General features: G+C 69.4%; 24 protein-coding genes. 10 read left to right on the forward strand and 14 right to left on the reverse strand.

Going from position 1 to position 23,424, the window contains the following annotated elements:
• Nucleotides 1-125: 125 nt before the first annotated feature.
• From OP79_RS27545 to OP79_RS27565, 5 genes are all read right to left on the reverse strand, one after another.
• Nucleotides 126-821, reverse strand: coding sequence for a TetR/AcrR family transcriptional regulator (locus tag OP79_RS27545; protein WP_033323873.1), 696 nt, complete (start codon nucleotides 819-821; stop codon nucleotides 126-128).
• 39 nt (nucleotides 822-860) lie between these two features.
• The gene (locus tag OP79_RS27550; protein ID WP_033323874.1) at nucleotides 861-1,616 is read right to left on the reverse strand and encodes an SDR family oxidoreductase; all 756 of its coding nucleotides are present in this window, start codon (nucleotides 1,614-1,616) and stop codon (nucleotides 861-863) included.
• 251 nt (nucleotides 1,617-1,867) lie between these two features.
• Nucleotides 1,868-2,890, reverse strand: coding sequence for an alcohol dehydrogenase catalytic domain-containing protein (locus OP79_RS27555; RefSeq protein WP_033323875.1), 1,023 nt, complete (start codon nucleotides 2,888-2,890; stop codon nucleotides 1,868-1,870).
• 59 nt (nucleotides 2,891-2,949) lie between these two features.
• Nucleotides 2,950-4,389 carry a carboxylesterase family protein gene (locus OP79_RS27560; protein WP_033323876.1) on the reverse strand — a complete coding sequence of 480 codons (1,440 nt, stop codon included), beginning with the start codon at nucleotides 4,387-4,389 and terminating at the stop codon, nucleotides 2,950-2,952.
• Nucleotides 4,390-4,842: 453 nt separating this feature from the next.
• Nucleotides 4,843-5,778, reverse strand: a complete 936-nt coding sequence (locus tag OP79_RS27565) for a helix-turn-helix domain-containing protein (protein WP_033323878.1) — start codon at nucleotides 5,776-5,778, stop codon at nucleotides 4,843-4,845.
• Between the two features lie 128 nt (nucleotides 5,779-5,906).
• On the opposite strand from OP79_RS27565, the gene OP79_RS27570 reads away from it, so the two are divergent.
• The 4 genes from OP79_RS27570 (at nucleotide 5,907) to OP79_RS27585 (ending at nucleotide 8,922) form a co-directional block, all read left to right on the forward strand.
• On the forward strand, nucleotides 5,907-6,302 hold the full coding sequence (locus OP79_RS27570) for an MmcQ/YjbR family DNA-binding protein (RefSeq protein WP_033323879.1): 396 nt from the start codon (nucleotides 5,907-5,909) through the stop codon (nucleotides 6,300-6,302).
• Nucleotides 6,299-6,667, forward strand: coding sequence for an MmcQ/YjbR family DNA-binding protein (locus tag OP79_RS27575; RefSeq protein WP_033323881.1), 369 nt, complete (start codon nucleotides 6,299-6,301; stop codon nucleotides 6,665-6,667). The genes OP79_RS27570 and OP79_RS27575 overlap by 4 nt, the downstream gene beginning before the upstream one ends.
• Before the next feature lie 100 nt (nucleotides 6,668-6,767).
• Nucleotides 6,768-8,072, forward strand: coding sequence for a replication-associated recombination protein A (locus OP79_RS27580; protein WP_033323883.1), 1,305 nt, complete (start codon nucleotides 6,768-6,770; stop codon nucleotides 8,070-8,072).
• 208 nt (nucleotides 8,073-8,280) lie between these two features.
• Nucleotides 8,281-8,922, forward strand: a complete 642-nt coding sequence (locus tag OP79_RS27585) for a hypothetical protein (RefSeq protein ID WP_033323884.1) — start codon at nucleotides 8,281-8,283, stop codon at nucleotides 8,920-8,922.
• Here the strand turns inward: OP79_RS27585 and OP79_RS27590 are convergent.
• The 3 genes from OP79_RS27590 to OP79_RS27600 are packed head-to-tail and all read right to left on the reverse strand — an operon-like array spanning nucleotide 8,848 to nucleotide 10,973.
• Entirely contained in the window at nucleotides 8,848-9,420 is a 573-nt protein-coding gene (locus tag OP79_RS27590) for a cob(I)yrinic acid a,c-diamide adenosyltransferase (protein WP_033323885.1), read from the reverse strand. The two genes, OP79_RS27585 and OP79_RS27590, sit on opposite strands and share 75 nt — an antisense overlap.
• A gap of 13 nt (nucleotides 9,421-9,433) precedes the next feature.
• Nucleotides 9,434-10,183 carry an ABC transporter permease gene (locus OP79_RS27595; RefSeq protein ID WP_033323886.1) on the reverse strand — a complete coding sequence of 250 codons (750 nt, stop codon included), beginning with the start codon at nucleotides 10,181-10,183 and terminating at the stop codon, nucleotides 9,434-9,436.
• A gap of 7 nt (nucleotides 10,184-10,190) precedes the next feature.
• Nucleotides 10,191-10,973, reverse strand: a complete 783-nt coding sequence (locus OP79_RS27600; RefSeq protein WP_033323888.1) for an ABC transporter ATP-binding protein — start codon at nucleotides 10,971-10,973, stop codon at nucleotides 10,191-10,193.
• An 80-nt stretch (nucleotides 10,974-11,053) separates the two neighbouring features.
• On the opposite strand from OP79_RS27600, the gene OP79_RS27605 reads away from it, so the two are divergent.
• The 4 genes from OP79_RS27605 to OP79_RS50580 all read left to right on the forward strand — a co-directional run bounded on the left by OP79_RS27605 (nucleotide 11,054) and on the right by OP79_RS50580 (nucleotide 16,089).
• Complete coding sequence (locus OP79_RS27605; protein WP_033323889.1) at nucleotides 11,054-11,695, forward strand: TetR/AcrR family transcriptional regulator; 642 nt, start codon at nucleotides 11,054-11,056, stop codon at nucleotides 11,693-11,695.
• A 135-nt stretch (nucleotides 11,696-11,830) separates the two neighbouring features.
• Nucleotides 11,831-12,679 (forward strand): 3-hydroxyacyl-CoA dehydrogenase family protein, encoded by an 849-nt coding sequence (locus tag OP79_RS27610; protein WP_033323890.1) that lies wholly within the window; start codon nucleotides 11,831-11,833, stop codon nucleotides 12,677-12,679.
• A gap of 165 nt (nucleotides 12,680-12,844) precedes the next feature.
• Nucleotides 12,845-13,168, forward strand: coding sequence for an STAS domain-containing protein (locus OP79_RS27615; protein WP_033323891.1), 324 nt, complete (start codon nucleotides 12,845-12,847; stop codon nucleotides 13,166-13,168).
• Between the two features lie 293 nt (nucleotides 13,169-13,461).
• Nucleotides 13,462-16,089 carry an ATP-binding protein gene (locus OP79_RS50580; protein WP_033323893.1) on the forward strand — a complete coding sequence of 876 codons (2,628 nt, stop codon included), beginning with the start codon at nucleotides 13,462-13,464 and terminating at the stop codon, nucleotides 16,087-16,089.
• Nucleotides 16,090-16,234: 145 nt separating this feature from the next.
• Here OP79_RS50580 and nucS read toward each other — a convergent pair whose 3' ends face one another.
• Nucleotides 16,235-16,906, reverse strand: coding sequence for an endonuclease NucS (gene nucS / locus OP79_RS27625; protein WP_033323895.1), 672 nt, complete (start codon nucleotides 16,904-16,906; stop codon nucleotides 16,235-16,237).
• A 280-nt stretch (nucleotides 16,907-17,186) separates the two neighbouring features.
• On the opposite strand from nucS, the gene OP79_RS27630 reads away from it, so the two are divergent.
• Nucleotides 17,187-17,579 carry an SCO5389 family protein gene (locus OP79_RS27630; protein WP_033323896.1) on the forward strand — a complete coding sequence of 131 codons (393 nt, stop codon included), beginning with the start codon at nucleotides 17,187-17,189 and terminating at the stop codon, nucleotides 17,577-17,579.
• Between the two features lie 131 nt (nucleotides 17,580-17,710).
• Here the strand turns inward: OP79_RS27630 and OP79_RS27635 are convergent, their stop codons facing one another.
• A complete protein-coding gene (locus tag OP79_RS27635) occupies nucleotides 17,711-18,739 on the reverse strand; it encodes an LLM class flavin-dependent oxidoreductase (RefSeq protein WP_033323898.1) in 1,029 nt (342 codons plus the stop codon).
• A 216-nt stretch (nucleotides 18,740-18,955) separates the two neighbouring features.
• On the opposite strand from OP79_RS27635, the gene OP79_RS27640 reads away from it, so the two are divergent.
• Nucleotides 18,956-19,285, forward strand: coding sequence for a hypothetical protein (locus OP79_RS27640; RefSeq protein ID WP_033323899.1), 330 nt, complete (start codon nucleotides 18,956-18,958; stop codon nucleotides 19,283-19,285).
• Between the two features lie 52 nt (nucleotides 19,286-19,337).
• Here OP79_RS27640 and OP79_RS27645 read toward each other — a convergent pair whose 3' ends face one another.
• From OP79_RS27645 to OP79_RS27660, 4 genes are all read right to left on the reverse strand, one after another.
• Nucleotides 19,338-20,213 carry an ABC transporter permease subunit gene (locus tag OP79_RS27645; protein WP_033323900.1) on the reverse strand — a complete coding sequence of 292 codons (876 nt, stop codon included), beginning with the start codon at nucleotides 20,211-20,213 and terminating at the stop codon, nucleotides 19,338-19,340.
• Entirely contained in the window at nucleotides 20,210-21,397 is a 1,188-nt protein-coding gene (locus OP79_RS27650; RefSeq protein ID WP_033323902.1) for an ABC transporter ATP-binding protein, read from the reverse strand. Before OP79_RS27650 ends, OP79_RS27645 begins: the two co-directional genes overlap by 4 nt.
• A 312-nt stretch (nucleotides 21,398-21,709) precedes the next feature.
• The gene (locus tag OP79_RS27655; protein WP_033323903.1) at nucleotides 21,710-22,480 is read right to left on the reverse strand and encodes an ABC transporter permease; all 771 of its coding nucleotides are present in this window, start codon (nucleotides 22,478-22,480) and stop codon (nucleotides 21,710-21,712) included.
• A gap of 3 nt (nucleotides 22,481-22,483) precedes the next feature.
• Entirely contained in the window at nucleotides 22,484-23,419 is a 936-nt protein-coding gene (locus OP79_RS27660; RefSeq protein WP_033323906.1) for an ATP-binding cassette domain-containing protein, read from the reverse strand.
• Nucleotides 23,420-23,424: the final 5 nt, after the last annotated feature.

Below are 23,424 nucleotides of genomic sequence, written 5' to 3' on the forward strand. Positions count from 1 at the left end.
TTTCGTCCGGCTGCGGACACACCTGTTGACTCCGGGCGCTCCGCTAGGCCGTTTGACTCACGTGCGGGCCGCCACTCTGCGTCACGCTTCTGCGGTCTGCCCGCAGTAGCCGCAGCGTCCTGGGTTCAGGATCGGGCGCGGTAGCGGGTGAGCATGAGGGCGACGGCTTCGTCCACGACTGTGCTGTCGACTGGGTCGGCGGGAGGGACGAAGTCGGTCCGTACGAGTTGAGGCCACAGGAGTTGGCCGCAGATCATGCCGAGGAACTGCTCGGCCACTGCGGATGCCGTCTGCGTCTGTCCGTCGGTCGAGGGGAAGGCGAGCGTGCCGGCCTGTTCCTCGGCCTCGAGGTAGTCGCGGAGCCGGTCGAAGAAGGGGCCGCGATCGATGGCGAAGCCGGTGCCGACGATGTCGGCGAGTTCCGGCATCTGGGGAAGCTCGGTGATGACGAGCCGGCACAGCGCCGCCGTGCCGGGCCGCGAGACCAGGCAGGCGTAGTCGCGGCCGATGTGCGTCAGGCCGTTCCGGGGATCGCCGGGCGCGGGGGGCTCGACGTACTGCACATCCAGCTGCCACTGCTCGGAGGTGACGGCCGCGAACAGCGCAGCCTTGGAGGGGTACCGCTTGAAGAGGGTGCCGGTGGAGACGCGGGCCTCCCTGGCGATCTGGGCCAGGGAGGTCTTGTCGTATCCCTGGGCGAGGAAGAGGTCGCGGGCGGCGTGGATGATGCGCGCGCGGTTCTCGGCTTTGATCTGCGCGTGATACCCGGCCTCGCACGTATCGCCACCGGTTTTCGCTCGGTCACGGTCCGCCACCGACATCCCTGCGCCCCTCGCCCGTCTTCCAGCGCATCCTCGCTGTCAGAGGACGGTCTGGCCACCGTCCAGGATAAGGTCCTGGCCCACAGCGAAGGCCGAAGCATCGGAGGCGAGGTACACGACGGCTTCCGCGACCTCCTCGGGCAGACCCATGCGCCCCAGGGGGATGCCGGAGCTGATCGCCTCCAGAACCGCCTTTTGCTGGGCGGGATCCTCGACCCCGATCTTGGAGTACAGCGGGGTGTCCACCGGGCCGGGGCTGATCGCGTTGAATCGGATGCCGTGCGACCTGAGCAGGTCCGCGTTCCACGACCGCATCAGGGAGCTGACAGCCGCCTTGGTCGCGGCGTAGGCGTTCGAGTGACCGTAGCCGCCGTGTGCGCTGTTGGACGCGTTGAGGATGACCGAGGACGGGTTGGCCAGCACAGGTACCAGGGCCTGGGTGAGGAAGAAGACGCTCTTGACGTTGATGTCGAAGAGACGGTCGTAACTGTCCTCTGTGTGGTCCTCGAACGGCCGCCAGTCCGAGACACCGGCGTTCAAAAATGCCACGTCCAGCTCTCCGAAGTGCTCACGCACCCGCTCCGCCAGACCGCGCTGCGCATCGAGATCGCGCGCATCGGCCTGCACCACCGGCACCTTGTCCCCGAGGATCTGCCTCGCCTTCTCGATGCTGGCCGGGGTGACCCCCGTGACCAGCACATCGGCCCCCTCCGAGATAAAACGCTGCGCGGTCTCCAGACCGATCCCGCTCGTGCCGCCGGTGATGAGGGCGCGCTTGCCCGCAAGACGAATCATGTGGCTGTTCCTTGCCGAGAATGGAGGTAAGTCGATGGACTTACCTAATGGAAGGTAGCTGTCGCACCCTCCTATGGCAAGTCGACCCACTTACCATCGAGGGGGATCTGTTGATCATGTAGACGTGAGTGAGGTGCCGCGCATGCGTGAGCTGCCGGAGCCCATCGGAGGTACGCACGCTGCACGATGTGCTGGTTCGAGCCGATCGGCATGAGGTGTGCGATGACCTTGTGGTGTCCCGCGATCCGTTCTCAGTAGTCCAGGACGACGACGTGCTTGCCCGGTGTGGTGCCGGACTCGAGGTCGGCTTGGGCGTCACGGACCTGTTCCAGGCCGTGGTAGACCTTCGCGACGGGGACGTTGAGGCGTCCTTCGGCAATGGCCTGGAGCTGGTGGGCGAGGACGTCGGACGGAAGGTCGGCGGCCTCGCCCGCGTAGCTGGTCAGCCGCACCCCGCCCGGGATCATGAACGGGCTGAAGTCGGGGATCGTCCACTGGCCCGCCAGGGCTCCGGTGAAGCAGACCGTGCCGTGCCGGCGGACGGTGCGCAGGGTGTCGGCGAGGACCGAGCAGCCCACCAGTTCCAGTGCGGCGTCGACTCCGTCCGGCATCAGCTCGCGCACCTGGTCGGCGAGGCTTCCGTTGTCGACGAGGGGATGGTCGACGCCCGCGGCCCGCAGTTCCCCTGCCCTTTCCGGGCTGCGGGTGGTGGACAGCACGGTGGCTCCGAGGTCCTTCGCGATCGTGGCCGCGCTCAGGCCGACGGTGGAGGTGCCGCCGCGGATCAGCAGCGTCTGCCCGGCCTGGAGGTCCAGGCCGGTGGTCAGCGATCCGTAGGCGGTCTGGAACATCTCCGGAAGCGCACCGACCACGTCCCACGGCAGGCCGGTCTCGAACGGGATGACCTGCGCCGCGGGGACGGTCACGTACTGGGCGTACGCGCCGTCGTACGAGCGGCCCATGCCTCCCATCATCGTGGCCACCTGCTGACCCGGCCGCAGCCCGCTGTCCTCGTCGGCCGCGTCGACCACGCCGACACCCTCGATGCCAGGGATGCGCGGGTAGGTGGCCTCCGCATCCGACTCGCCCTTGCGGGTGGTGACCTCGGACTCATTGACGCCGAACGCCTTCACCCTGATCCGCACCCAGCCGGGCTTGCGGACGGGCACCGGCACATCCTTGATCTCCAGTGCGTCGAGGCCGCCGGGCCGGGTGACGACGACGGCCCCCATCGTCACCGGTGCGGCGTCACCTGCTGCTGTCGGTTGGCTCATACCGAGTACCTCACTCCGTCTCGTCGTCCCCTGCGCTCTTCCGTATCGCCCGCAGGCCGTCAGGGGCGGCCGATGCCTTCCCACAAGTCGAGGACCTGCTGGTAGTGGGCGGTGCCCTCGAAGGGAGAGTTGCCGACGGTTTCCGAGGTCGGCTGGTCTGCGACGGCGGGCCACAGGCGGGAGTGCTCGCCGGTGGCGAAGTCGAGGACGATGTCGCGGATACGGGTGTCACGCTCGGCCTGCTCCGCGCTGCGGCCCGGCTTTTCCTGGCCGACCAGGGCGTACATCTCGGTGCCGTGCACGGCGGGCGCGCCCTCGGCGGGGCCGATCACCAGGAGGTGGGCGTTGCCGCCGGCGGCGGCGTGGGCCAGGGCGCCGCGGGCGGCGGGGATCGCGAAGAGGTAGTCCGCCATGACCGCGGCACGGACCTCGGCCGGGGTACGGCCGCCCTGGTCGTAGAAGTCGACGATCTTCTGCGCGCGGGAGCGGGAAATACGCCACCCCGCGACCTCGTCGACGACGCGGTCGACAGTGCCCGGGTCGTAGCGGTCGAGGTCGTTCGCCACCCACCAACCCATGTCGTCACTGGCCATGCTCAGCAGCACGTCCACGTCGTGGTGCGCGCCCGAGGCCAGGACGTCCATGGGATGGGCGTGCACCACGGCGCCGGGCTGCCCGATGTCCAGGACGACGCCGGTGGCCTTGTTGTCCACCCCGCCGCGGACTCCGAGGTCCGTCGGGGCGACCTTGCGCAGGGCGTCCCGCAGGGAGAGCGGGTCGAGGTCGAGCAGCTTCTCAGGGTTGTCCGCCACGCCGAGTTCGGTGACGAACAGGTGCGCGAGTTCCTCGGCCCACCAGGCCGGGATGGAGCGGGCGGGCCCGCCGGAGAACCCGGCCAGGCGACGGTACAGGCCGTCGGCGGAGGAGGCGCCGAGCAGTCCGAAGGTGGAGTAGGCGCCGGCGCTATGGCCGTAGACGGTTACGTTGTCGGGGTCGCCGCCGAAGTGGGCGATGTTCCGCTGGATCCAGGTGAGCGCGGCGATGATGTCCTGGAGGAAGAGGTTGCTGGCCTCGGCGAGCTTTCCGCCGTAGTGCGACAGCGAGAGCGGGCCCAGGGCGCCGAGCCGGTAGTTGACCGACACGCTCACCACCCGCCCCGTCGCAGCGAGACCGGCGGCGTTCGAGGTGATCTGCGTGTTCGCCCCGACCTCGAATCCGCCGCCGTGGATGTATACGGTCACCGGGAGCGCCGCCTCGCCGGCCGGCTCCTCGGGGGCCCACACGTTCAGGTTCAGGCAGTCCTCACCCATCCCGCTGTCCGCTTCGAGCCAGTCGCCGCTGTCGGGCTGGATCGAGACGACGCCCTTGCGGTCGTACGGGAGGCTGGGATCGAAGTCCGCGACCACGGGACGGCGGTACCGCTCGGCGGTGGCGTACGGGATCCCCCACCAGGACCGCACCCCTGGTGCAGTCGGAGCCTTGGGAGTGGAGGCGGTCATGACATGTCCTTCCAGCGCGATGCGGATGCTTCGCGCGGTGAATCGGCGGCTGGTCGCTCGCGGTGACCTCTCCCATCGTTTCCCGGGATATGACAAAACGCCTGGTGTGCAGCGGTCACCTGGTGGTCAACAGGTGAAACTTCCTTGCCTGTCTTTCTCTCGTGGCCCAGGCAGCCGAGGGGAGGTCGAGGGGACTGGGCTCTGCCATCGGCGGGCCCGGAGGAGCTTGGGAAGCCGGCCGAGCAGGCACGGCATGGGGCGGCGGCACTGGTGAGCTGCCGTCGAGGCCGGGCCTCAGCGATACGGCAAACGGCTGATGAGCCGCGCTCTGCCAGCCGGGTTGAAAGCGAGAAGGCGGTGCGCGACCCGGCGTTCGCCACCCACCGCAAGCCGGGCCCCGGCAAGGTGGTCGGCCTGTGGGTGGTCAGAGGTGCGCCAGCCGCCGCGCTCCACTCACGGGTGGGTCGGGGCCTCGCTGGCCGTGAAGGCGGCCGGGGTGAGGCCGGTGCGGTCGCGGAAGAAGCGGCCGAAGTTCGCGGGATCGGTGAAGCCAAGGTGGACCGCCACAGCCCGGGCATCCCACCGCGCACCTCCCAGCAGGCGCCGGGCTTCCAAGAGACGCCGCTCGTCGATGAGTTCACGTACCCCCTTGCCCGTGGCGTCCCGGGCGGTACGACTGAGGGTGCGAACCGAGCAGCCGAGCAACTCGGCATAGTCCGCAGCCTGGTGTAGCTCGCGGAAGTGCAGCTCCAGGGCGTCCAGGAAGCGTCCGTACCTGTCGGCGCGGCCCGTGCCGGCCGTGGCCGTGCCGATGGGGGCGATGCCCGGGGAGTTGGCCAGGCGCAGCAGCAGCGATTCGAGCAGGCTGCGGCGCAGGGCGTGGTGGATGTCGAGGGGGCGGCGCCCCAGTGCGCGGTGTTCGTCCAGGAGTTGGAGTGCCGTCTGCTGGAGCCAGGCGGTGTCGTCGGGGTGCGGGCTCAGCACCGCCGGGGCCTCGTGCGCGGTGAGCGGGGCCAGGAGACGGGCGAGGTCGGGCCGCAGCACGTCCGGTTCGAACAGGATGAAGGTGCCGCGGGCTGCGCCGGGCGGATGCCAGCACTGCGCGTGCCCGGGACGCACCCACAGCCACTGGCCGGGGCCGACAGTCCGCGTGACGTGGTCGACGTCGTGCAGCAGCTCACCTTCGGTGACCGCGATGAGGTAGTGGAAGGTCGCACGGCCCGGACGGGGCGGGTTCCACGGCCAGTCGTCGTGCTGGACGAAGAATTCCTCGACGGTACTCACTTCCAGGCCGTACGGAGTACCGACCGGGGGCTCGAAACCGTACAGCGGAACCGCAGCCGGTCCAGCCTGCCCACTCGGCCCGGAGTGTCGCCGATCGACCATCATATGTCCGCAGCCTACCCCCTTCGCAGTCGGCTTCGACGGAAGGATGGGACCTGCCACCGCGCCCGCGCGGCGCGCCCTCCCCCTCTTCGATGCCACCATCCGACACCGCCCGAGGAGACCCACGGCCTATGAACGGATCGACCCTGCAGAAGACGGCCGCCGACTGCGCAGACGAACTCCCCGGAGCTCAGCTGGAGCACCCCTTCGGCCCTGACTGGGAGGTCTACAAGGTGCGCGGCAAGGTGTTCATGCTGATGACCGAGGTTCCGGGGCGGCCCGTCGTGATCCTCAAGGCGGACCCGGGCGAGGCCCACGCCCTGCGGGAGCAGTACAGCCACATCACCCCCGGCTACCACATGAACAAGAAGCACTGGATCACCCTGGAGGGCGGGGAAGACGTCGACAAGAAGCTGGTCGAGGAACTCGTCACCGACTCCTACCGGCTCGTCGTCGCCCATCTGCCCAAGGCCGAGCAGCCCGTCGACCCGCACACCTACGGCACCGCCACGCGGGCGGCCCGGTGAGCGCGGCCGGTGACCGGCTCCAGAACACCGCCCGCCAGGCGGCCCTGGCCCTCCCCGACGTCAGCCACGGCTACCCCTTCACCCCGGGACTCGACGTGTACAAGGTCGCGGGCAAGGTGTTCCTGATCGTCACCGACGACCCGGACGATCAGATCATCACGGTCAAGTGCGAACCCGAACACGCCCGCACGTACGTGCACGACCACGCCTCGATCACACCGGGCCGCTACCTCGACAAACGGCACTGGATCTCCCTCGGTCCTGGACCCGGCGTCACCGAGCGGCTGGTCACCGACGCGGTCGAGGACTCCTACGACCTGGCCGTCGAGCGGCTGCCGCGGCGCGACCGCCCCAGCGCCCGATGAGTTCCGCGAACTTCCCCACGATCGGCTGAGCCGCAGCCTGTCAGTGTCCCGTGCAAAGCTCGTCATGTCCGCACACGTCCGCCGGCGACCCGAGAGACCGATGGAACCGACCCTGCCGTTCTTCGGTGAGGAGCCCGCTCGGCCCCTCGCCGACCGCCTGCGCCCCACCCGGCTGGACGAGGTCGTCGGGCAGGACCAGCTCCTGGCCCCGGACGCCCCGCTGGGCCGCATGGTCGCCCAGCAGCGCCTCAGCTCCGCCGTCCTGTGGGGCCCGCCCGGCGTCGGGAAGACCACCATCGCCCGGCTCCTCGCAGACGCCGCCGACCTGGCCTTCGAACCGGTGTCGGCCACCTTCTCCGGCGTGGCCGACCTGCGCAAGGTCTTCGCCGCCGCCCGCAGCCGGCGCACAATCGGCCAGGGCACCCTGCTGTTCGTCGACGAGATCCACCGCTTCAACCGTGCCCAGCAGGACAGCTTCCTGCCCTACGTCGAAGACGGCACTGTCACCCTGATCGGCGCCACCACGGAGAACCCGAGCTTCGAACTCAACGGCGCCCTCCTCTCCCGCACCCAGGTCCTCGTCCTCAAACGCCTCGACGAAACCGCCCTGTCCACGCTCCTCGCCCGCGCCGAGCAGCTCACCGGCCACCGTCTGCCCCTGGACGACGACGCCCGCCGCGCCCTGATCGCCATGGCCGACGGCGACGGCCGCTACCTCCTCAACATGGCCGAACAGCTCCAGGCCCTCCCCGATACCGGGACTCCCCTGGACACCGCCGGGCTCGCCCATCACATCCAGCAGCGGGCCCCGCTGTACGACAAGGCGCAGGAGGGCCACTACAACCTGATCTCCGCGCTGCACAAGTCGATGCGCGGCTCCGACCCGGACGCGGCCCTGTACTGGCTCGCCCGCATGCTCGACGGCGGCGAGGACCCGCTGTTCGTCGCCCGCCGCCTGGTCCGCTTCGCGAACGAGGACATCGGCATGGCCGCCCCGCACGCCGTCCAGCAGGCCCTCGCCGCCTGGGACGTGTACGAGCGGCTCGGCTCCCCCGAGGGCGAGTTGGCGATCGCCCAGGCCGTCGTCTACCTCGCCACCGCCCCCAAGTCCATCGCCGTCTACCGCGGCTTCAACGCCGCACACCGATCGGCCCGGCAGACCGGCTCGCTCATGCCGCCCGCCCACATCCTCAACGCCCCGACCCGATTGATGAAGAACCTCGGCTACGGCAAGGACTACCAGTACGACCCGGACACAGCCGACGGCTTCTCAGGTGACAACTACTTCCCCGACGGCATGGACCGCGAGACGTACTACCAGCCCACCGACAACGGCCACGAAGCCCAGATCAGCGAACGCCTGCGCCACTGGGCCAATCTGCGTGCCCGCCGACAACGCGGCTGACGCGGACACGTGGGTAGGGCTCAGAGTCAGCACACGGTGTCGAGCACCGTACGTAGCAGCAACCTTGCGGGCGAATACTGCAACTCTCGAATACCGACACTCCACCAGTGCGGCTACATCGAAGGATGCAGTGCCGATTCGTCACCGCCGACGACGATCCGGGCCGCTGCCGCCGGGAGCCTGGAACGGTGACCGAGAGGAGCGAACCATGATCGTCACACTCATCATCGTCTGCGAAGTCGCCTTCTGGGCGCTGCTTGCCGCGGGCCTGACCGCGCGCTATCTGCTCAAGATGCCGAGGACCGGCCTCGCCCTGCTGCTGTGCGAGCCGCTCCTCGAAGTCCTGCTGTTCACCGTCACCGCCATCGACCTCAAGAACGGCGCGGAACCCGACTGGAAGCACGGTCTCGCCGCCGTCTACATCGGCTTCACCGTGGGCCTGGGCCACTCCATGATCAAGTGGGCCGACGCCCATTTCGCCCACCGCTTCGCGGGCGGCCCGCCACCGGTGAAGCCACCGAAGTACGGTTTCGCCCGCGCGGTGCACGAGTGGAAGGTCGCGGGCCGGTGGATTCTCGCGGCGGTCGTCGCCCTGGCGCTGCTCCAGGCCGCGATCTGGTACGTGGGCTCCGGCGGCGAGACCGAGTCGCTGCGCGACTGGCAGTCGAAGATGCTGTTCGTGATCGGCATCAACCTGCTCATCCCGCTCGGCTACACGGTGTTCCCGAAGAAGGCCCCGTACGGATACGCGGAAAAGGCCCCGTACGCGGAGAAGTCAGCGCTCCCCACCCGGGACCCAGAGCACGTCTCCGACGTCTTTGTTGGCGGAACGCGCAAGGATGAACAGTAGGTCGGAGAGCCGGTTCAGGTAGGTCGCCGTGAGCGGGTTCATCACCTCACCATGCGCCTCCAGCGCCGCCCACGTAGACCGCTCCGCCCGCCGTACGACCGTGCACGCCTGGTGCAGCAGTGCCGCACCGGGCGTGCCGCCGGGCAGGATGAACGAGCGGAGTTTCTCCAACTCGGCGAGGAACCGGTCGCAGTCCGCCTCCAGCTTGTCGATGTAGAACTGCTCGACGCGCAGGGGCGGGAACTCCGGGTTCTCGACGACCGGCGTGGACAGATCGGCCCCGACGTCGAAGAGATCGTTCTGCACGCGGGTGAGGACCTTCACAAGCTCCTCGTCCAGCCCCCCGAGAGCGATCGCCGTACCGATCACCGCGTTCGCCTCGTTGGCGTCGGCGTACGCCGCGATCCGCAGATCGGTCTTGGCGACCCGGCTCATGTCGCCGAGGGCGGTGGTGCCCTGGTCGCCGGTCCTGGTGTAGATGCGCGTCAGATTGACCATGCGACCAGCGTAGTTACGCTCCGGCCGTCCGGAACACTCGTGTGCCCACTGTCACGGCCAGCGCCGTGAAGGCGAGGGCGACCAGGGTGCCGTACAGCATGTGCGTGGTGGCGTACGAGCCGACGTACGCGTCCCGCACCGCGTCCACCAGATAGCGGAACGGCATGAAGTGGGACAGGACGTCCAGCCAGGCCGGGCCCAGGGTTATCGGGAGCATCAGGCCCGACAGGAGCATCGACGGCATGGTCAGCGCGTTGACCGCCGGGCCGAAGGTCTGCGGTGTGCTGAGCTTCATGGCCAGCGCGTACGACAGTGAGCCGAGCGAAACGGTCAGCAGGGCGACGAACGCGAAGCCGATCAGGACGCCGGGCAGCGGTGCCCTGAGGCCCATGGCGAACGCGGCCAGCACCAGCAGTACCGCCTGGAAGACGAAGACGGTGGCGTCCCGCAGGACCCGGCCCAGCAGCAGGGCCAGCCGGCTGACGGGGGTGACGCGCATGCGCTCGACCACTCCCTGGCCCTTCTCCATGATGATCGTGAAGCCCGCGAACGACGCCCCGAACAGACCGAGTTGGAGCAGCAGCCCGGGGACGAGGACCTGCCAGGAGCTGCCCTGCCCGCCCAGCGGCAGATCGGTCAGCAGCGGACCGAAGAACAGCAGGTAGAGCAGCGGCATCAGCACGCCGAAGAGCAGTGCGAAGCGGGAGCGGAGGGACTGGCGCAGGTAGCGGCCGTAGATGAGTGCGGTGTCGTGCAGCAGCATGGGTTTCCTAGACGGCTACGGGGGTGGCGTCGACCGGTGCGGGGCCCCGGCCGGTGATGGCGAGGAACGTGTCCTGGAGCGAGGCGTCGACCGAGCCGCCGTACCGCAGCTTCAGCGCGCTCGGCGTGCCCTCGGCCACGACTTCGCCCTTGTCGACGATGACCAGGCGGTCGGAGAGCGCGTCGGCCTCGTCGAGGTAGTGGGTGGTCAGGAACACGGTCGTGCCGTGCTCGTCGCGCAGCCGGCGCACCAGGTTCCACAGGTCGGCGCGGCTGCCGGGGTCGAGGCCGGTCGTCGGCTCGTCGAGGAACAGCACCTTCGGGCGGTGGGTGAGCGCCATCGCGATGTCCAGGCGACGCCGCTGGCCGCCGGAGAGGGCGGCGCACTTGCGGTCGAGCAGCTCGGTCAGGTCCAGATCGCGGGCCAGCTCCTCGGCTGTCTCCGTCGCCTGAGCCTTCGTCAGCCGGTACAGGCGGCCCTGGGTGACCAGCTCCTCCCGCACGGTGATCTGTGGATCGACCCCGCCGGACTGCGCGACGTAACCGCACGCCCGCCGCACCCCGGCCGGGTCCGTCGCCAGATCGCAGCCCGCGACCGTGGCCGCGCCCCCGGTGGACGCGAGCAGCGTGGTGAGCATCCGGAGTGTGGTCGTCTTGCCGGCGCCGTTGGGGCCGAGGAAGCCGACGATCTCGCCCGGCTGGACGGTGAGGTCCACGCCCCGCACCGCCTCCACCGGGCCCTGTTTCGTCTGGAAGGTCCGGGCCAGCCCGGCCGTGCTGATGATTGCCATGCGCCCAAGAAAAACAGAGTCGATGAAATTTTGCAACGACCCCAAAATTTAATCGACTACAGCGAAGCTACGATGGAGGTATGGCAGAGGGGCTCAGGGAGCGGAAGAAGCGGCAGACCCGGCAGCACATCTCGGACATCGCCACCAGGCTGTTCGTGGAGCGGGGCTTCGTGACGGTGACCATCGCCGAAGTCGCCGACGCCGCCGACGTCTCCGTCAACACCGTGTACAACTACTTCCCGGCCAAAGAGGATCTCTTCCTCGACCGCAGCAAGGGCATCGTCGACCGGCTCTCGCGGTACGTACGGGCCCGGCGCAAGGGCGAGTCGGCCGCCGCCGCCGTACTGCGCGAACTGCGCGAGGAGGTCGAGACCGTCTCGCCCAAGGTGGGCCTCATGGAGGGCTACGGCGACTTCCTTCGCGTCATCCACGAGGCGGACACACTCAAGGCCCGGCTGTGGCGCGTTCAGCAGGAGGCGTTGGAACACCTCGAGCAGACCCTCAGGGAGGAGACGGACGCGGCCCCCGACGACCCGCTGCCCACCCTGATGGCAGGACAGATCAGCTGGGTCCAGTCCACCCTCATGGCCATGATCGGCCGCGAGATGGTCGCGGGCCGGAGAGCCGCCGAGGTGTCCCGCGAAGCCCTCGACCTTCTCGACGACATGGAGGACCTTTTGAGCGAGAAGGTCCTCAACTACGCCGTACGAGCGGCGGAATGACCCATGCCGGTGTGATGTCCGTCCTATGAGACGTGACGCGCATTACTTACCGGTCACACAGCCCTTCACGAGCGCTAAGGTCCGCCGGAGAGGCAGATATAAGCAGCGTGTTAAGCGGGTTAGGGGAGTCGGACTGTGGCACGGAAGCTTGCCGTCATCGGGGCCGGACTCATGGGTTCCGGTATTGCCCAGGTGTCCGCACAGGCCGGCTGGGATGTCGTCCTGAGGGATGTCACCGATGAGGCGCTGACCCGTGGCACCGACGGCATCAAGGCCTCGTACGAGAAGTTCGTGAGCAAGGGGAAGCTGGACGCCGGTGCGGCCGAAGAGGCCTTGGGGCGCATCACCGCGACCACCGACCTCGACGCGGTCGCCGACGCCGACATCGTCGTCGAAGCCGTCTTCGAGAAGCTGGAAGTCAAGCACGAGATCTTCCGTGCGCTCGACAAGCTGGTGAGGGACGAGGCCGTACTCGCGTCCAACACCTCCGCCATCCCGATCACCAAGATCGCGGCGGCCACCGAGCGCCCGGAGCGGGTCGTCGGCGTCCACTTCTTCTCGCCGGTCCCGATGATGCAGCTGTGCGAACTGGTGCGCGGCTACAAGACGAGCGACGAAACACTCGCCGCCGCACGGGAGTTCGCCGAGTCCGTCGGCAAGACCTGCATCGTCGTCAACCGCGACGTGGCCGGCTTCGTCACGACGCGGCTCATCTCGGCGCTCGTCGTCGAGGCGGCGAAGCTGTACGAGTCGGGCGTGGCCAGCGCCGAGGACATCGACGTCGCCTGCAAGCTGGGCTTCGGCCATGCGATGGGGCCGCTGGCCACCGCCGACCTGACGGGCGTGGACATCCTGCTGCACGCGACGAGCAACATCTACACGGAGACCCAGGACGAGAAGTTCGCCCCTCCGGAACTGATGCGCCGGATGGTCGACGCCGGCGATATCGGACGCAAGAGCGGGCAGGGTTTTTACCCCTACTGACCTTCTGTCGTCCCTTACAGTGATCACCCTTCGGGGTGGTTTCGGTATCGGTTCGCTTACAGACGGCAACTTCTGCCCCGGTACAACAGTCAGTCCTGGCACAAACACAGGACACGGAAGAGCACGAAAGACGCTGAACACCAAACGCACTCTCGGGGAGCGCATATGCACATCAAGGGCGACCACGCCGAGCTGGTCGTCGGGGGCCGCCTCGACGTCGTCAGCGCGGCGGACGCCCGTACGGTCCTGCACTCGGCCGTCGACGACGGAGCCGGCGACCTGGTGCTCGACCTGTCAGAGCTGGACTCCTGGGACGCCACCGGACTCGGTGTCATCATGGGGGCCCACCGGCGGGCGGGGCGGTGCGGCCGGAGGCTTGTGCTGCGCGGCGTTCCGCCGCAGATGCAACGCTTGTTGGTGGCGACCCGGCTGCACCGGATCCTGGCGGTCGAGGGCGGCATCGGAGTCGAGTCGCTGCCCCGGGTGTGAGAGCCGGACCGCCGCCTCCAGAAGGAACGTACCGCCGCTTACTCGAACCAGCTTTCTCAAGGAAACGGACCGCCGTCTCCTGCATGAAAAGCTCAGGACGCACAATCCTCATGAAGCTGTGACGTCTCGGACGACGCCGTACCCCGTCTGTTCGTAGATACTGTGTGAAGGTTTAGGGTTCGGCTGCTCGCTACCCTCACCAACCCGTGAGCGGGCACCGGACCAGAAGCGACAGCGCAGTGTGCAGCAGGCCGGGGGGCTCGGCACACAACGCTTTTGGGGGGCTTGGACCTATGGACCCGACGAACAACCGAGGACCCGAAGAGCTCGGCCGTGACGGTGGGGGCACCTCCCACTCGAGCGAATTCGAGAGTGGGGGAGGCCGTACGCCTCGACAGCGACCGCCGCGCGATCCGCTCACGCAGGCGCTCGCACCGGGAAGCGGCCAGGGCACACCGGCGCTGGCGCGCACCGTTCAGCTGGTGTCCGGTGACTTCCTGCTCACCGTCAACCCCGTCGACGGCAGCGAGATAGAGCTCTGCCCGCCGGGCGAGCGGCCGGGCCGACCGGTCAAGTTCACGCCCGCCGAGCGCGCCGAGCTGGCGCGCGCCGCGCAGCCGCCCGTACCACCGGGGCATGTGCAACCCAGGCTGCCGCTCCTGGAGCGCCAGGAGGAGCGTGAGCGGCTCGTACGCCTGCTTGCGCGCGGGCGTTCCGTACGGCTCACCGGGCCGTCGGGATCGGGCCGTACGGCGCTCCTGGACGCCGTCGCCGACGACTGTGCGGACCTCGCGCCCGACGGCGTCGTACGCCTCAGCGGCTACCGCCGCACGGTGAGCGATCTGCTGCACGACCTCTTCGCGGCCGTCTACAGCGCGCCGCTGTACCGGCCGGAACCGGACGAACTGCTCGCGCTCGTCCGTGAGATCGGCGCGGTCGTCGTCCTCGACGACATCGAGTTCGGCGGCAGCGCGCTCGACGAGCTGCTCGACGCGACACCCGAGTGCGCCTTCCTGATCGCGGCGACGCCCGAGGTCGCCGCGCCGTCCGCCGACTCCCTCCTCGAAGAGGTGTTCCTCGGTGGCCTCGGTCGGGCCGGCGGGCTCGAACTGCTCGAGCGTGCCGTGGGCCGCGTACTGACCGAGGACGAGGCGAACTGGGCGGGCGACCTCTGGTTCGAGTCCGAGGGACGGCCGCTGCGCTTCGTGCAGGCCGGTGCGCTGCTGCGGCAGCGCGACCAGCTGCGTGCCGATCCGAACGCCTTCGACGAGTTCGGCTACTACGAGGACGCGCCCGTGGACGCGCCCTTCGACGCCGAGGACATCCAGGACGTACCGCTGCCCTCGCTCGCCGACGGTGCCGCGCCCGCCGCGCTGCTCGCCTCCCGGCTCAGCGAATCAGCGCGCGCCACGCTGCGGTTCGCCGTCGCGCTGGGCGGCGAGGTGCCGCACCAGGCGCATCTGCCCGCCCTCGTCGGGGACACGCACGCGGACGCCGCGCTCGCGGAGCTGGTCGGCTGCGCGCTCGTCACGCCGGTCGGCTCGCACTACCGGCTCGCGGCGGGCGTACACACCCAGCTGGTCACCGTCGGGTACGCGTCCGACGCGGAGGAGAGGGCGAACACCGCCGCCCAGCACTACGCCTGGTGGGCCGGGCATCCCTCGGTCACCCCGGAGCGGGTCGCCGCCGAGGCGGACGCCGTGCTCGCGGCGCTCACCGCGCTGGTGTCGGTCGCCCTGCCGCCGGTGGAGGGCGAGGAGGAGAACGCCGCCGTACAGCTGGCGCGCGCGGTCGCGCCCGCGTTCGCCGCGAGCCTGGACTGGGGTTCCTGGGAGCGCACGCTGCGGGCGGGCGCCGAGGTGGCCCGGGTCGCCGGTGAGGTCTCCGAAGAGGCCTACTTCCACCATGAGCTGGGGATACTGGCGCTCTGCGGCGGACAGTACGACCGGGCCCGCGCCGAGCTGGAATCCTCCGTCGGGCTGCGCGGCGCCGTCGCCGACAAGCGCGGTGCCGTCGCAGGCCGCCGCGCCCTCGCGCTGGTCGACGACCGTACGGGTGCCACTCCGGCGGCAGGGTTCGGGTCGATGGCGGGCGAGGAGGTGCCCGACGCCCGGTACGAGGAGTCGGCGTCGCCCCCCGGTGGCGTACCGGCCACATTCGCGTCGGTGGCGCCGCCCACACCCCAGCTCGCGACGGTGGTCACGCGTCGGACCGGACCTCCGGCGTCGCACCGGACCAGCGGCGTCAAGCGGCTGGTGCAGGGCACCCGGCGCAATCTGGTGGCCGCGAGCGCGGGCGCGCTCCTCGTCGCCGTGCTCGGCACGGTGGTGACGCTCGGCGCGACCTCGAACCCCGACGACAACACCCCCTCGGAGCGGGTCGGCGTCAACCCGTCGGCCGGTCCGGGTGAGAACGGCGGCGGGCTCGGCGCGGACCAGCCGGTGAGGGACGACGACAGCAACTCGGACTCCACGAGCCGTCCGGCGCCCCCGGACCCGGGCGAGGACGGCATCGTGGGGACCGCGGACGATCCGACGCCGACTCCGAGCAAGAAGCCGTCGGAAGACGATCCGACCGGGACGAAGGACCCGGACGACCCGACCAAGTCCCCGACGAAGCCGCCCACGACCAAGCCGCCGACCGACGACCCGACCCGTCCGCCCACGGACGATCCGACGGACCCGCCGACCGACGATCCGACCGATCCGAGCGATCCGCCCACGGTCGATCCGCCGGACCCGCCGACCGACGACCCGGTCGATCCGCCGACCGACGACCCGCCGGACCCGCCCACGCCGCCGGACAACTCGGCCAGCGGCCCGGCGCCGGAGCTGCCCAGCACACCGGTGTCCACCCCGCCCGAGGAGACCACCGGCTCCGCGAGCGCTCCGGCGGACGGCGACGAGCCGACGCTGATATGACGGTGGTGACCTGACGGCGGTGAGTCGGCGGCGGTGATCTGAACAGCCGCGTACGACACGGCAGTTGTACGTCACGGCAGAGGGCCGGGTCCGCTTGATGCGGACCCGGCCCTCTGCCGTCGTAACCCTCAGAACGTCCCGGCTGTCAGAACAACCGCAGCTTGTCGTCCTCGATGCCCCGCAGCGCGTCGTAGTCGAGGACCGTGCAGCCGATGCCGCGGTCGGTCGCGAGGACGCGGGCCTGCGGCTTGATCTCCTGGGCCGCGAAGATGCCGCGTACCGGCGCGAGATGCGGGTCGCGGTTCAACAGCTCCAGATAGCGCGTGAGTTGCTCCACGCCGTCGATCTCGCCGCGTCGCTTGATCTCCACGGCGACGGTCTGTCCCTCGGCGTCCCGGCACAGGATGTCGACCGGGCCGATGGCCGTCATGTACTCGCGGCGGATCAGTGAATAGCCCTCGCCGAGGGTCTCGATGCGGTCGGCGAGCAGTTCCTGGAGGTGCGCTTCCACGCCATCCTTGATCAGGCCCGGGTCCACGCCGAGTTCGTGCGAGGAGTCGTGGAGGACCTCCTCCATCGTGATGATGAGCTTCTCGCCCGCCTTGTTGGTGACGGTCCAGACGTCCTTCTCGTCCCCGGCCCCCTCTTTCAACGTGCAGGGCGGAGACATCCAGTTGAGGGGCTTGTAGGCCCGGTCGTCCGCATGAATCGAGACGCTTCCGTCCGCCTTCACCAGGATCAGGCGGGGTGCCGACGGGAGGTGGGCGGTGAGCCGGCCGGCGTAGTCGACGGAGCAGCGGGCAATGACGAGACGCATGGTCGGCAACGCTACTCGACGGGCGGTGGTGGACGCGATTCGCCCATCGTCAACGTCTCTTGCCTGTGGCACATGCTGTTCGAAAGTGGCCGATTGTGTGCACATTGGTGCCCTGCTGTGTTCCGCATGTCCTGGTGCGATCAAGAACAGTTGCCTACCGTATGAACGGGAGGTCGTGGCGCGAGTACGCAGCGTGTCCGTTGTCGGCGTGTCCGTTCTCGCGGTCTCCCACCCTGTCCGTCAACCCCCTCTGTCGGGAGGGGGTGCGAGAGGAGAACCCATGTCGCTGGACGTCTCACCGGCCCTACTCGAACAGGCCGAGCGAGGCGAGGTCGACGAAGCGGAATTCGTCGACTGCGTCCGGACTTCCCTGCCTTACGCATGGGAGATGATCAGCTCCCTGGTGGCCCAACTGAAGGTGGACGGCGGAAACTTCGCCGACAACCAGACGCCGCCGCCGGACGAGCAGGCACGGGGCCAGTTGCTGCGAGCGCTCGCGAGTGACGCGATACGCGGCGCGCTGCAGCGGCACTTCGGAGTGCGGCTGGCCTTCCAGAACTGCCATCGGGTGGCGGTGTTCCCGCTGGACGAGTCGGTTGATCACACGCTGGCCCGCTTCACCTCGGTGCGCAGTCAACTGCTGAACCAGTCACCGGAGTTCCGGGACTGCTGAGGCAGCGATGCCGCAGGCTTGCCGCCCCGTACGCGGGAGGTGCATTTTTGCACGGGGCGGCAAGCTCCCCGCGGGGCGGGCGCGTTGAGCGCCGACGCCGCCGCCGACCCGGGCATACCAGCAACCCCCGCTCACCGCAGCCGTGGCAACACCTCCGCCCCCAGCCGCCGTACGTTCTCCTCCGTCGCCGCCAGGTCACCCGAGCCCTCCACCAGGAGCGCGAAGCGGGTGATGCCCGTACGCTCCGAGGTCGCCGCCAGTCGGTCGGCGCACAGCTGGGGCGTGCCCACCGGGTGCAGACCGCAGAGCAGTTCGGTGTACGCCAGCGGGTCCCGCATCGCGCGGGCGCGGCCGTCCACCGTCACATGGGCCTCAAGGCCCTGCTTCAGCCAGCCCGGCATCGCCTTGACGAGCGTCTCGACCGCGTCGGTGCGGCGGTCCGCGATCTGCGCGAGGCCGGCCGAGACATGGGCCGCGCTCGCGATCTCCTCGGGGGAGCGGCCCGCGGCCCTGGCGTGCGAACGCCACAGCGCGACCATCTCCGCCTTCTCCTCGTCGCCGACATGCATCCCGAGCAGCATCGGCAGACCGCGCTCGGCGGCCAGCCGGACGCTCGCCGCAGAGGTACAGGCGACGACGACCTCCGGCCCTTCGGCGCCCGTCAGATCCTCCGACGGCCTTGGGACGACGGGGACTTCACGGAAGGCATAGCGCTCGCCCGCACTCGAGACGGACGGTTCGCGCAGCCAGCGCACCAGCAGATCGAGTGATTCCGGGAACCCCTTCTCGTACGCCTCGAGACCCGCTCCGAAGACCTCCAGATCGACCCATGGGCCACCGCGTCCCACGCCGAGCATGAAGCGTCCGCCGGACGTCACATGCAGCAGCGCGGCCTGCTCGCCGAGTGCCACGGGGTGCGCGTTCGGGAGCACGCTGACCGCCGTGCCGACCTTGATGCGGCGGGTGCGGCCGAGCAGCAGCGCGGCGAGCGTGATGGCCGACGGGCATGTCCCGTACGGCACGAAGTGGTGCTCGGCCAGCCAGACCGCGTCGAGCCCCGCCTCCTCGGCGACCTCCGCCGACCGCACCGCGCGGTGCAGTGCCTCCCCCTGGCCCTGTCCCGGAAACTGGGCCGCCAGTACAAAACTTCCTATGCGCATCGCACTCCTGTCCTCCTTGGCGCCGAGGCGGCTCCCCAACCCGCATAACCGTCTGACACGTGCCAAAGACACGGCTTGACGGGGGAATTGGCGGATTGTCTGCAGAATGAGCCGGTCACGCCGGAGTCTGTGGGGGTTGTGAGGTACGTGTACCCACGGCTGCGCCGCGTAGGCTGGATGCGGCCCGTGCTCCCTGTAAAGCCCGTGAGGTGTCCTGTGTCCCCGCGCCGCAATCGTCCCAAGGGCGGCCCCAACGTGTCCGCGGATCAGGGCGACCGGTCCGGCCGCTACGGCGGCTGGCAGACCACGGAGAGCTGGCAGGGCGAGGCATGGAGCGTACGTCATGTGGCGGGCGCGAGTGCCGAGGGCAAGACCTACCGCTGCCCGGGCTGCGAGCAGTTGATCCCCTCGGCGATCCCGCATGTGGTTGCCTGGCCGGAGCACGCGGGCGTGGACGACCGCCGCCACTGGCACAAGGCCTGCTGGAACGCGAAGGACCGCCGCACCACTCGGGTGCAGCGGCCCCGCAACGCGCCACGTTTCTAAGGCCCCTTGGGCCTCTTGCGCCTCTTGCCGATACGGCTCACACGTCTACGGCTCACACGTCGCGCTTCTCCAGCAGGAAGTACGCGCCGACGAACGTGACGGCCGTCATGCCCAGCATGATCCACAGCGGGTCCCAGCCGGACGGGCCCGAGGAGCTGAGCTCCGAGCCGTAGAACACGCTGAGCTGGCTCGGGATCGAGTACTCGAGCAGGAACTGCTGCACGTCCTTCAGGGACTCCGCGAACATGAACATCGCGATGACCAGCGGGGCGAGGAAGACGCCGATCATGATGGTGATCGCGCCCGCCGAGTGCCGGATGAGCGAGCCTATGAGCAGCGAGAGCAGGCCGAGCAGCGCGACGTAGAGGCTGACGCCGACCGTGACGCGGAGCCACTCCCCACCGGTCGGGTCCGCCGCGCCGTTGTCCCCCAGGATCGTCACCTGCGCGAAGCCGACGAGCGCCGTGGCCACCAGGGTGACCGTGAACGCGAGCGCGAAGAACACGATCGCCTTCGCCACCAGCACCCGGCCGCGGCTCGGGCACGCGGTCAGCGTGGTGCGGATCATCCCCGTGCCGTACTCGGAGGAGGTGGTCAGCACGCCGAGCGTGATGAGGCACACGCTGCCGAGCATCGGCCCGATCAGGCCCAGGACCAGGGGCGATTCGCCCTCCATGCCCATGTCGGTGGACGCGGCGATCAGGGCGAGGAGCAGGCCGAACCCGATCATGAGGAACACGAAGACGCCCAGCGTCCACATCGTCGAGCGGACCGACTTGATCTTCGTCCACTCGGAGGCGAGCGCGTGCCCGAGGTGGGTGCGCACGATCGGGATGGGCGAGGTGTACGAAGGGCCGGGCGCCGCCTGCCAGTTGGGCGCGGCCTGCTGCTGCATCTGCTGCTGCATGGAGGGCTGGGGCGTACTCATCGGGCGTCCTCGGGCTTGGTCAGGTCAGGAGCGGCGTGCTGCGCGGGAGCGGCCTGGGCGTACGGGTTGGGCTCGCCGGGGCCGCCGGGCGCGGCCGGTGCCCCGTACGGGCCCGCGGGCTGTCCCTGCGGCATCGCGAACGGCTGACCGCCCTGCTGGGGCGGCGGCGGGGCGTACCAGCCCGGCTGGCCCTGCCCGGGCACCGGCACCTGCACCGGCGGCATGGCACCCGGCGGCAGCTCCTGCTGGAGGCCCGCACGCTGGTCGCTGGTCGAGCGGTAGTCGACGGCGCCCTGCGTCATCCGCATGTACGCCTCCTCCAGCGAGGCCTGGTGCGGCGACAGCTCCCACAGGCGTACGTCGGCCTCGTGCGCGAGGTCGCTGATGCGGGGCAGCGGCAGGCCCATGACGCGCAGCGCGCCGTCCTGCTCGGGCAGCACCTGGCCGCCCGCCTCGGTCAGCGCGGACGTCAGCTTCTCGCGCTGCTGCGGCTCACTGTCGGGCGTCCGTACGCGCGCGAAGTCCGCGGAGTTGGCGGAGATGAAGTCCCTGATGTTCATGTCGGCGAGCAACTGCCCGCGCCCGATCACGATGAGGTGGTCGGCGGTCACCGCCATCTCGCTCATGAGGTGGGACGACACGAAGACCGTACGGCCTTCCGCCGCAAGGGCCTTCATGAGGTTGCGCACCCACAGGATGCCCTCGGGGTCGAGGCCGTTGATGGGCTCGTCGAAGAGCAGCACCTGAGGGTCGCCGAGCAGCGCGGCGGCGATGCCGAGGCGCTGGCCCATGCCGAGCGAGAAGCCCTTGGACCGCTTCTTCGCCACCTCCTGGAGGCCCACGACACCGAGCACCTCGTCCACGCGGCGGGCCGGGATGCCCGACAGCTGCGCCAGGGACAGCAGGTGGTTGCGCGCGTGCCGGCCGCCGTGCACGGCCTTGGCGTCGAGCAGCGCGCCGACTTGGCGGGGGGCGTTGGGCAGCCTCCGATAGGGATGGCCGCCGATCGTCACCTGCCCCGCGGTGGGGTTGTCCAGGCCGAGGATCATCCGCATCGTCGTCGACTTGCCCGAGCCGTTGGGCCCGAGGAAGCCGGTGACGGCACCTGGCCTCACCTGGAAGGAAAGGTTGTACACGGCCGTCTTGGCGCCATAGCGCTTCGTCAGGCCGACTGCCTCGATCATTCTCCGCACCCATCGACAGGTTCAGGACGTCAGGTTCAGGACGTCGGGGCGCACGCCCCCCGTAAGGGCTTTGAACAGAGTGGGCGCCCGGCTCGCGGCGTCTGGCACGCACGCTCGCCGCGTTGCCGAAAGGCCCTAGTAGCTCCGCTACGAGGACCTTCCGGCGCCTTGCGATCGCACGCACCAGACGCCGCGAGCTGATCGGACTCCCACTCTGTTCGAAGCCCTAAGGGTTAGGAGGATAACGGGGAGCTGACGGTTCCCATCAAGTGTGAGCAAAACCCGCTGCTCAAGCGGGCGCCTTCCCAAGGCCTACGCATCGCGCTTTTTGATCACGGCGTACGCGCCCAGGAGTGCGGCGACGACCCAGAGCACCATGATGCCAAGGCCGCCCCAGGGCCCGTACGGAGTGTCGTCGTCAACCGGCGGAACCACCTGCATGATCTTGTTGCCGGCCTGGTCGGGGAGGAACCGGCCGATCCTCTCGGTCGCCGAGACGGCGGCCAGGATCCCGGAGATCAGGAAGAAGAACGGCATCAGGATGCCGAGCGACAGCATCGGGCCGCGCAGCATCGTCGCGACGGCCATCGAGAACACGGCGATGAGCGTCATATAGAGGCCGCCGCCGATGACCGCGCGCAGCACGCCCTCGTCGCCGATCGACGCATTGTGCTCGCCGAGCGTGGCCTGCCCGACGAAGAAGGCGAGGAAGCTGGTGGCGAGGCCGACGGCGAACGCGAGCCCGGTCGCCACCGCGATCTTGCCGAACAGGAAGGTGCCGCGCTGCGGGACGGCCGCGAGCGAGGTGCGGATCATGCCGGTGCTGTACTCGTTCGAGACGACGAGCACGCCGAACACGATCATCGCCAGCTGGCCCAGGCTCATGCCCGCGAAGCTGGTGTAGGTCGGGTCGAAGGAGAGCTGGTCCCGCGTGCTCATGGAGTCCCACTCGTTCCTGGACAGCAGCGAGATCAGCATGCCGAGGGCGACGGTGACGACGGCGGCGAGACTCAGTGTCCACACTGTGGACGCCACGGAGCGGATCTTGGTCCACTCGGACCGGACGACCTGGGTCGTGGCCATGCTTCAGCCCTTCTTCCAGCCGGTGTGCGGCGTGCCGCCCTGCGCGTGGTACTCCACCGACCCGGCCGTCAACCGCATGAACGCCTCCTCCAGGGACGCCTGTTGAGGGCTCAGCTCATGCAGCACGATCCGGTGCTCGGCGGCCAGCTCACCGATGCGCTCCGCTTTGCCGCCGCCCACCTCCAGAGTTCCGCCGCCCGCCCGGAAGGCCTTGATCCCGGCCTCGTCGAGCACGTCGAGCAGCCGTTCCTGTTGTGGGGTGCGGATACGGACGTACGAGTGCGAGTTGTGCTGGATGAAGTCGGCCATGGAGGTGTCGGCGAGCAGCCGGCCCTGGCCGATGACGACGAGATGGTCGGCGGTCAGCGCCATCTCGCTCATCAGGTGGGAGGAGACGAAGACCGTACGGCCCTGTGCGGCAAGGGATTTCATCAGGTTCCGGATCCAGTGGATGCCCTCGGGATCGAGCCCGTTGACCGGCTCGTCGAACATCAGGATCCGCGGATCGCCGAGCAGTGCCCCCGCGATACCGAGCCGCTGCCCCATCCCGAGCGAGAACCCCTTCGCCTTCCTGCGGGCCACCGCAGTCAGGCCCACCGCGTGCAGGACCTCGTGCACCCGGCTCTTGGGGATGCCGTTGCTCTGCGCGAGGCACAGCAGATGATGGAAGGCGCTGCGCCCGCCGTGCACGCCCTTGGCGTCGAGAAGGGCGCCGATGTACTTCAGCGGATCCCGCAGGCTCTCGTAACGCCGCCCGTCGATCCGTACGTCCCCCGCGGTCGGCCGGTCGAGCCCGAGCATCATCCGCATCGTCGTGGACTTCCCGGCCCCGTTGGGCCCCAGAAACCCCGTGACGATCCCGGGCCGCACCCTGAACGTCAGCCGATCCACGGCCAACTTCGCGCCGTACCGCTTGGTCAGCCCTTCGACTTCGATCATGCGGC

Origin of the sequence: Streptomyces yerevanensis (assembly GCF_000716805.1) — a bacterium.
GTDB lineage: Bacteria > Actinomycetota > Actinomycetes > Streptomycetales > Streptomycetaceae > Streptomyces > Streptomyces flaveus.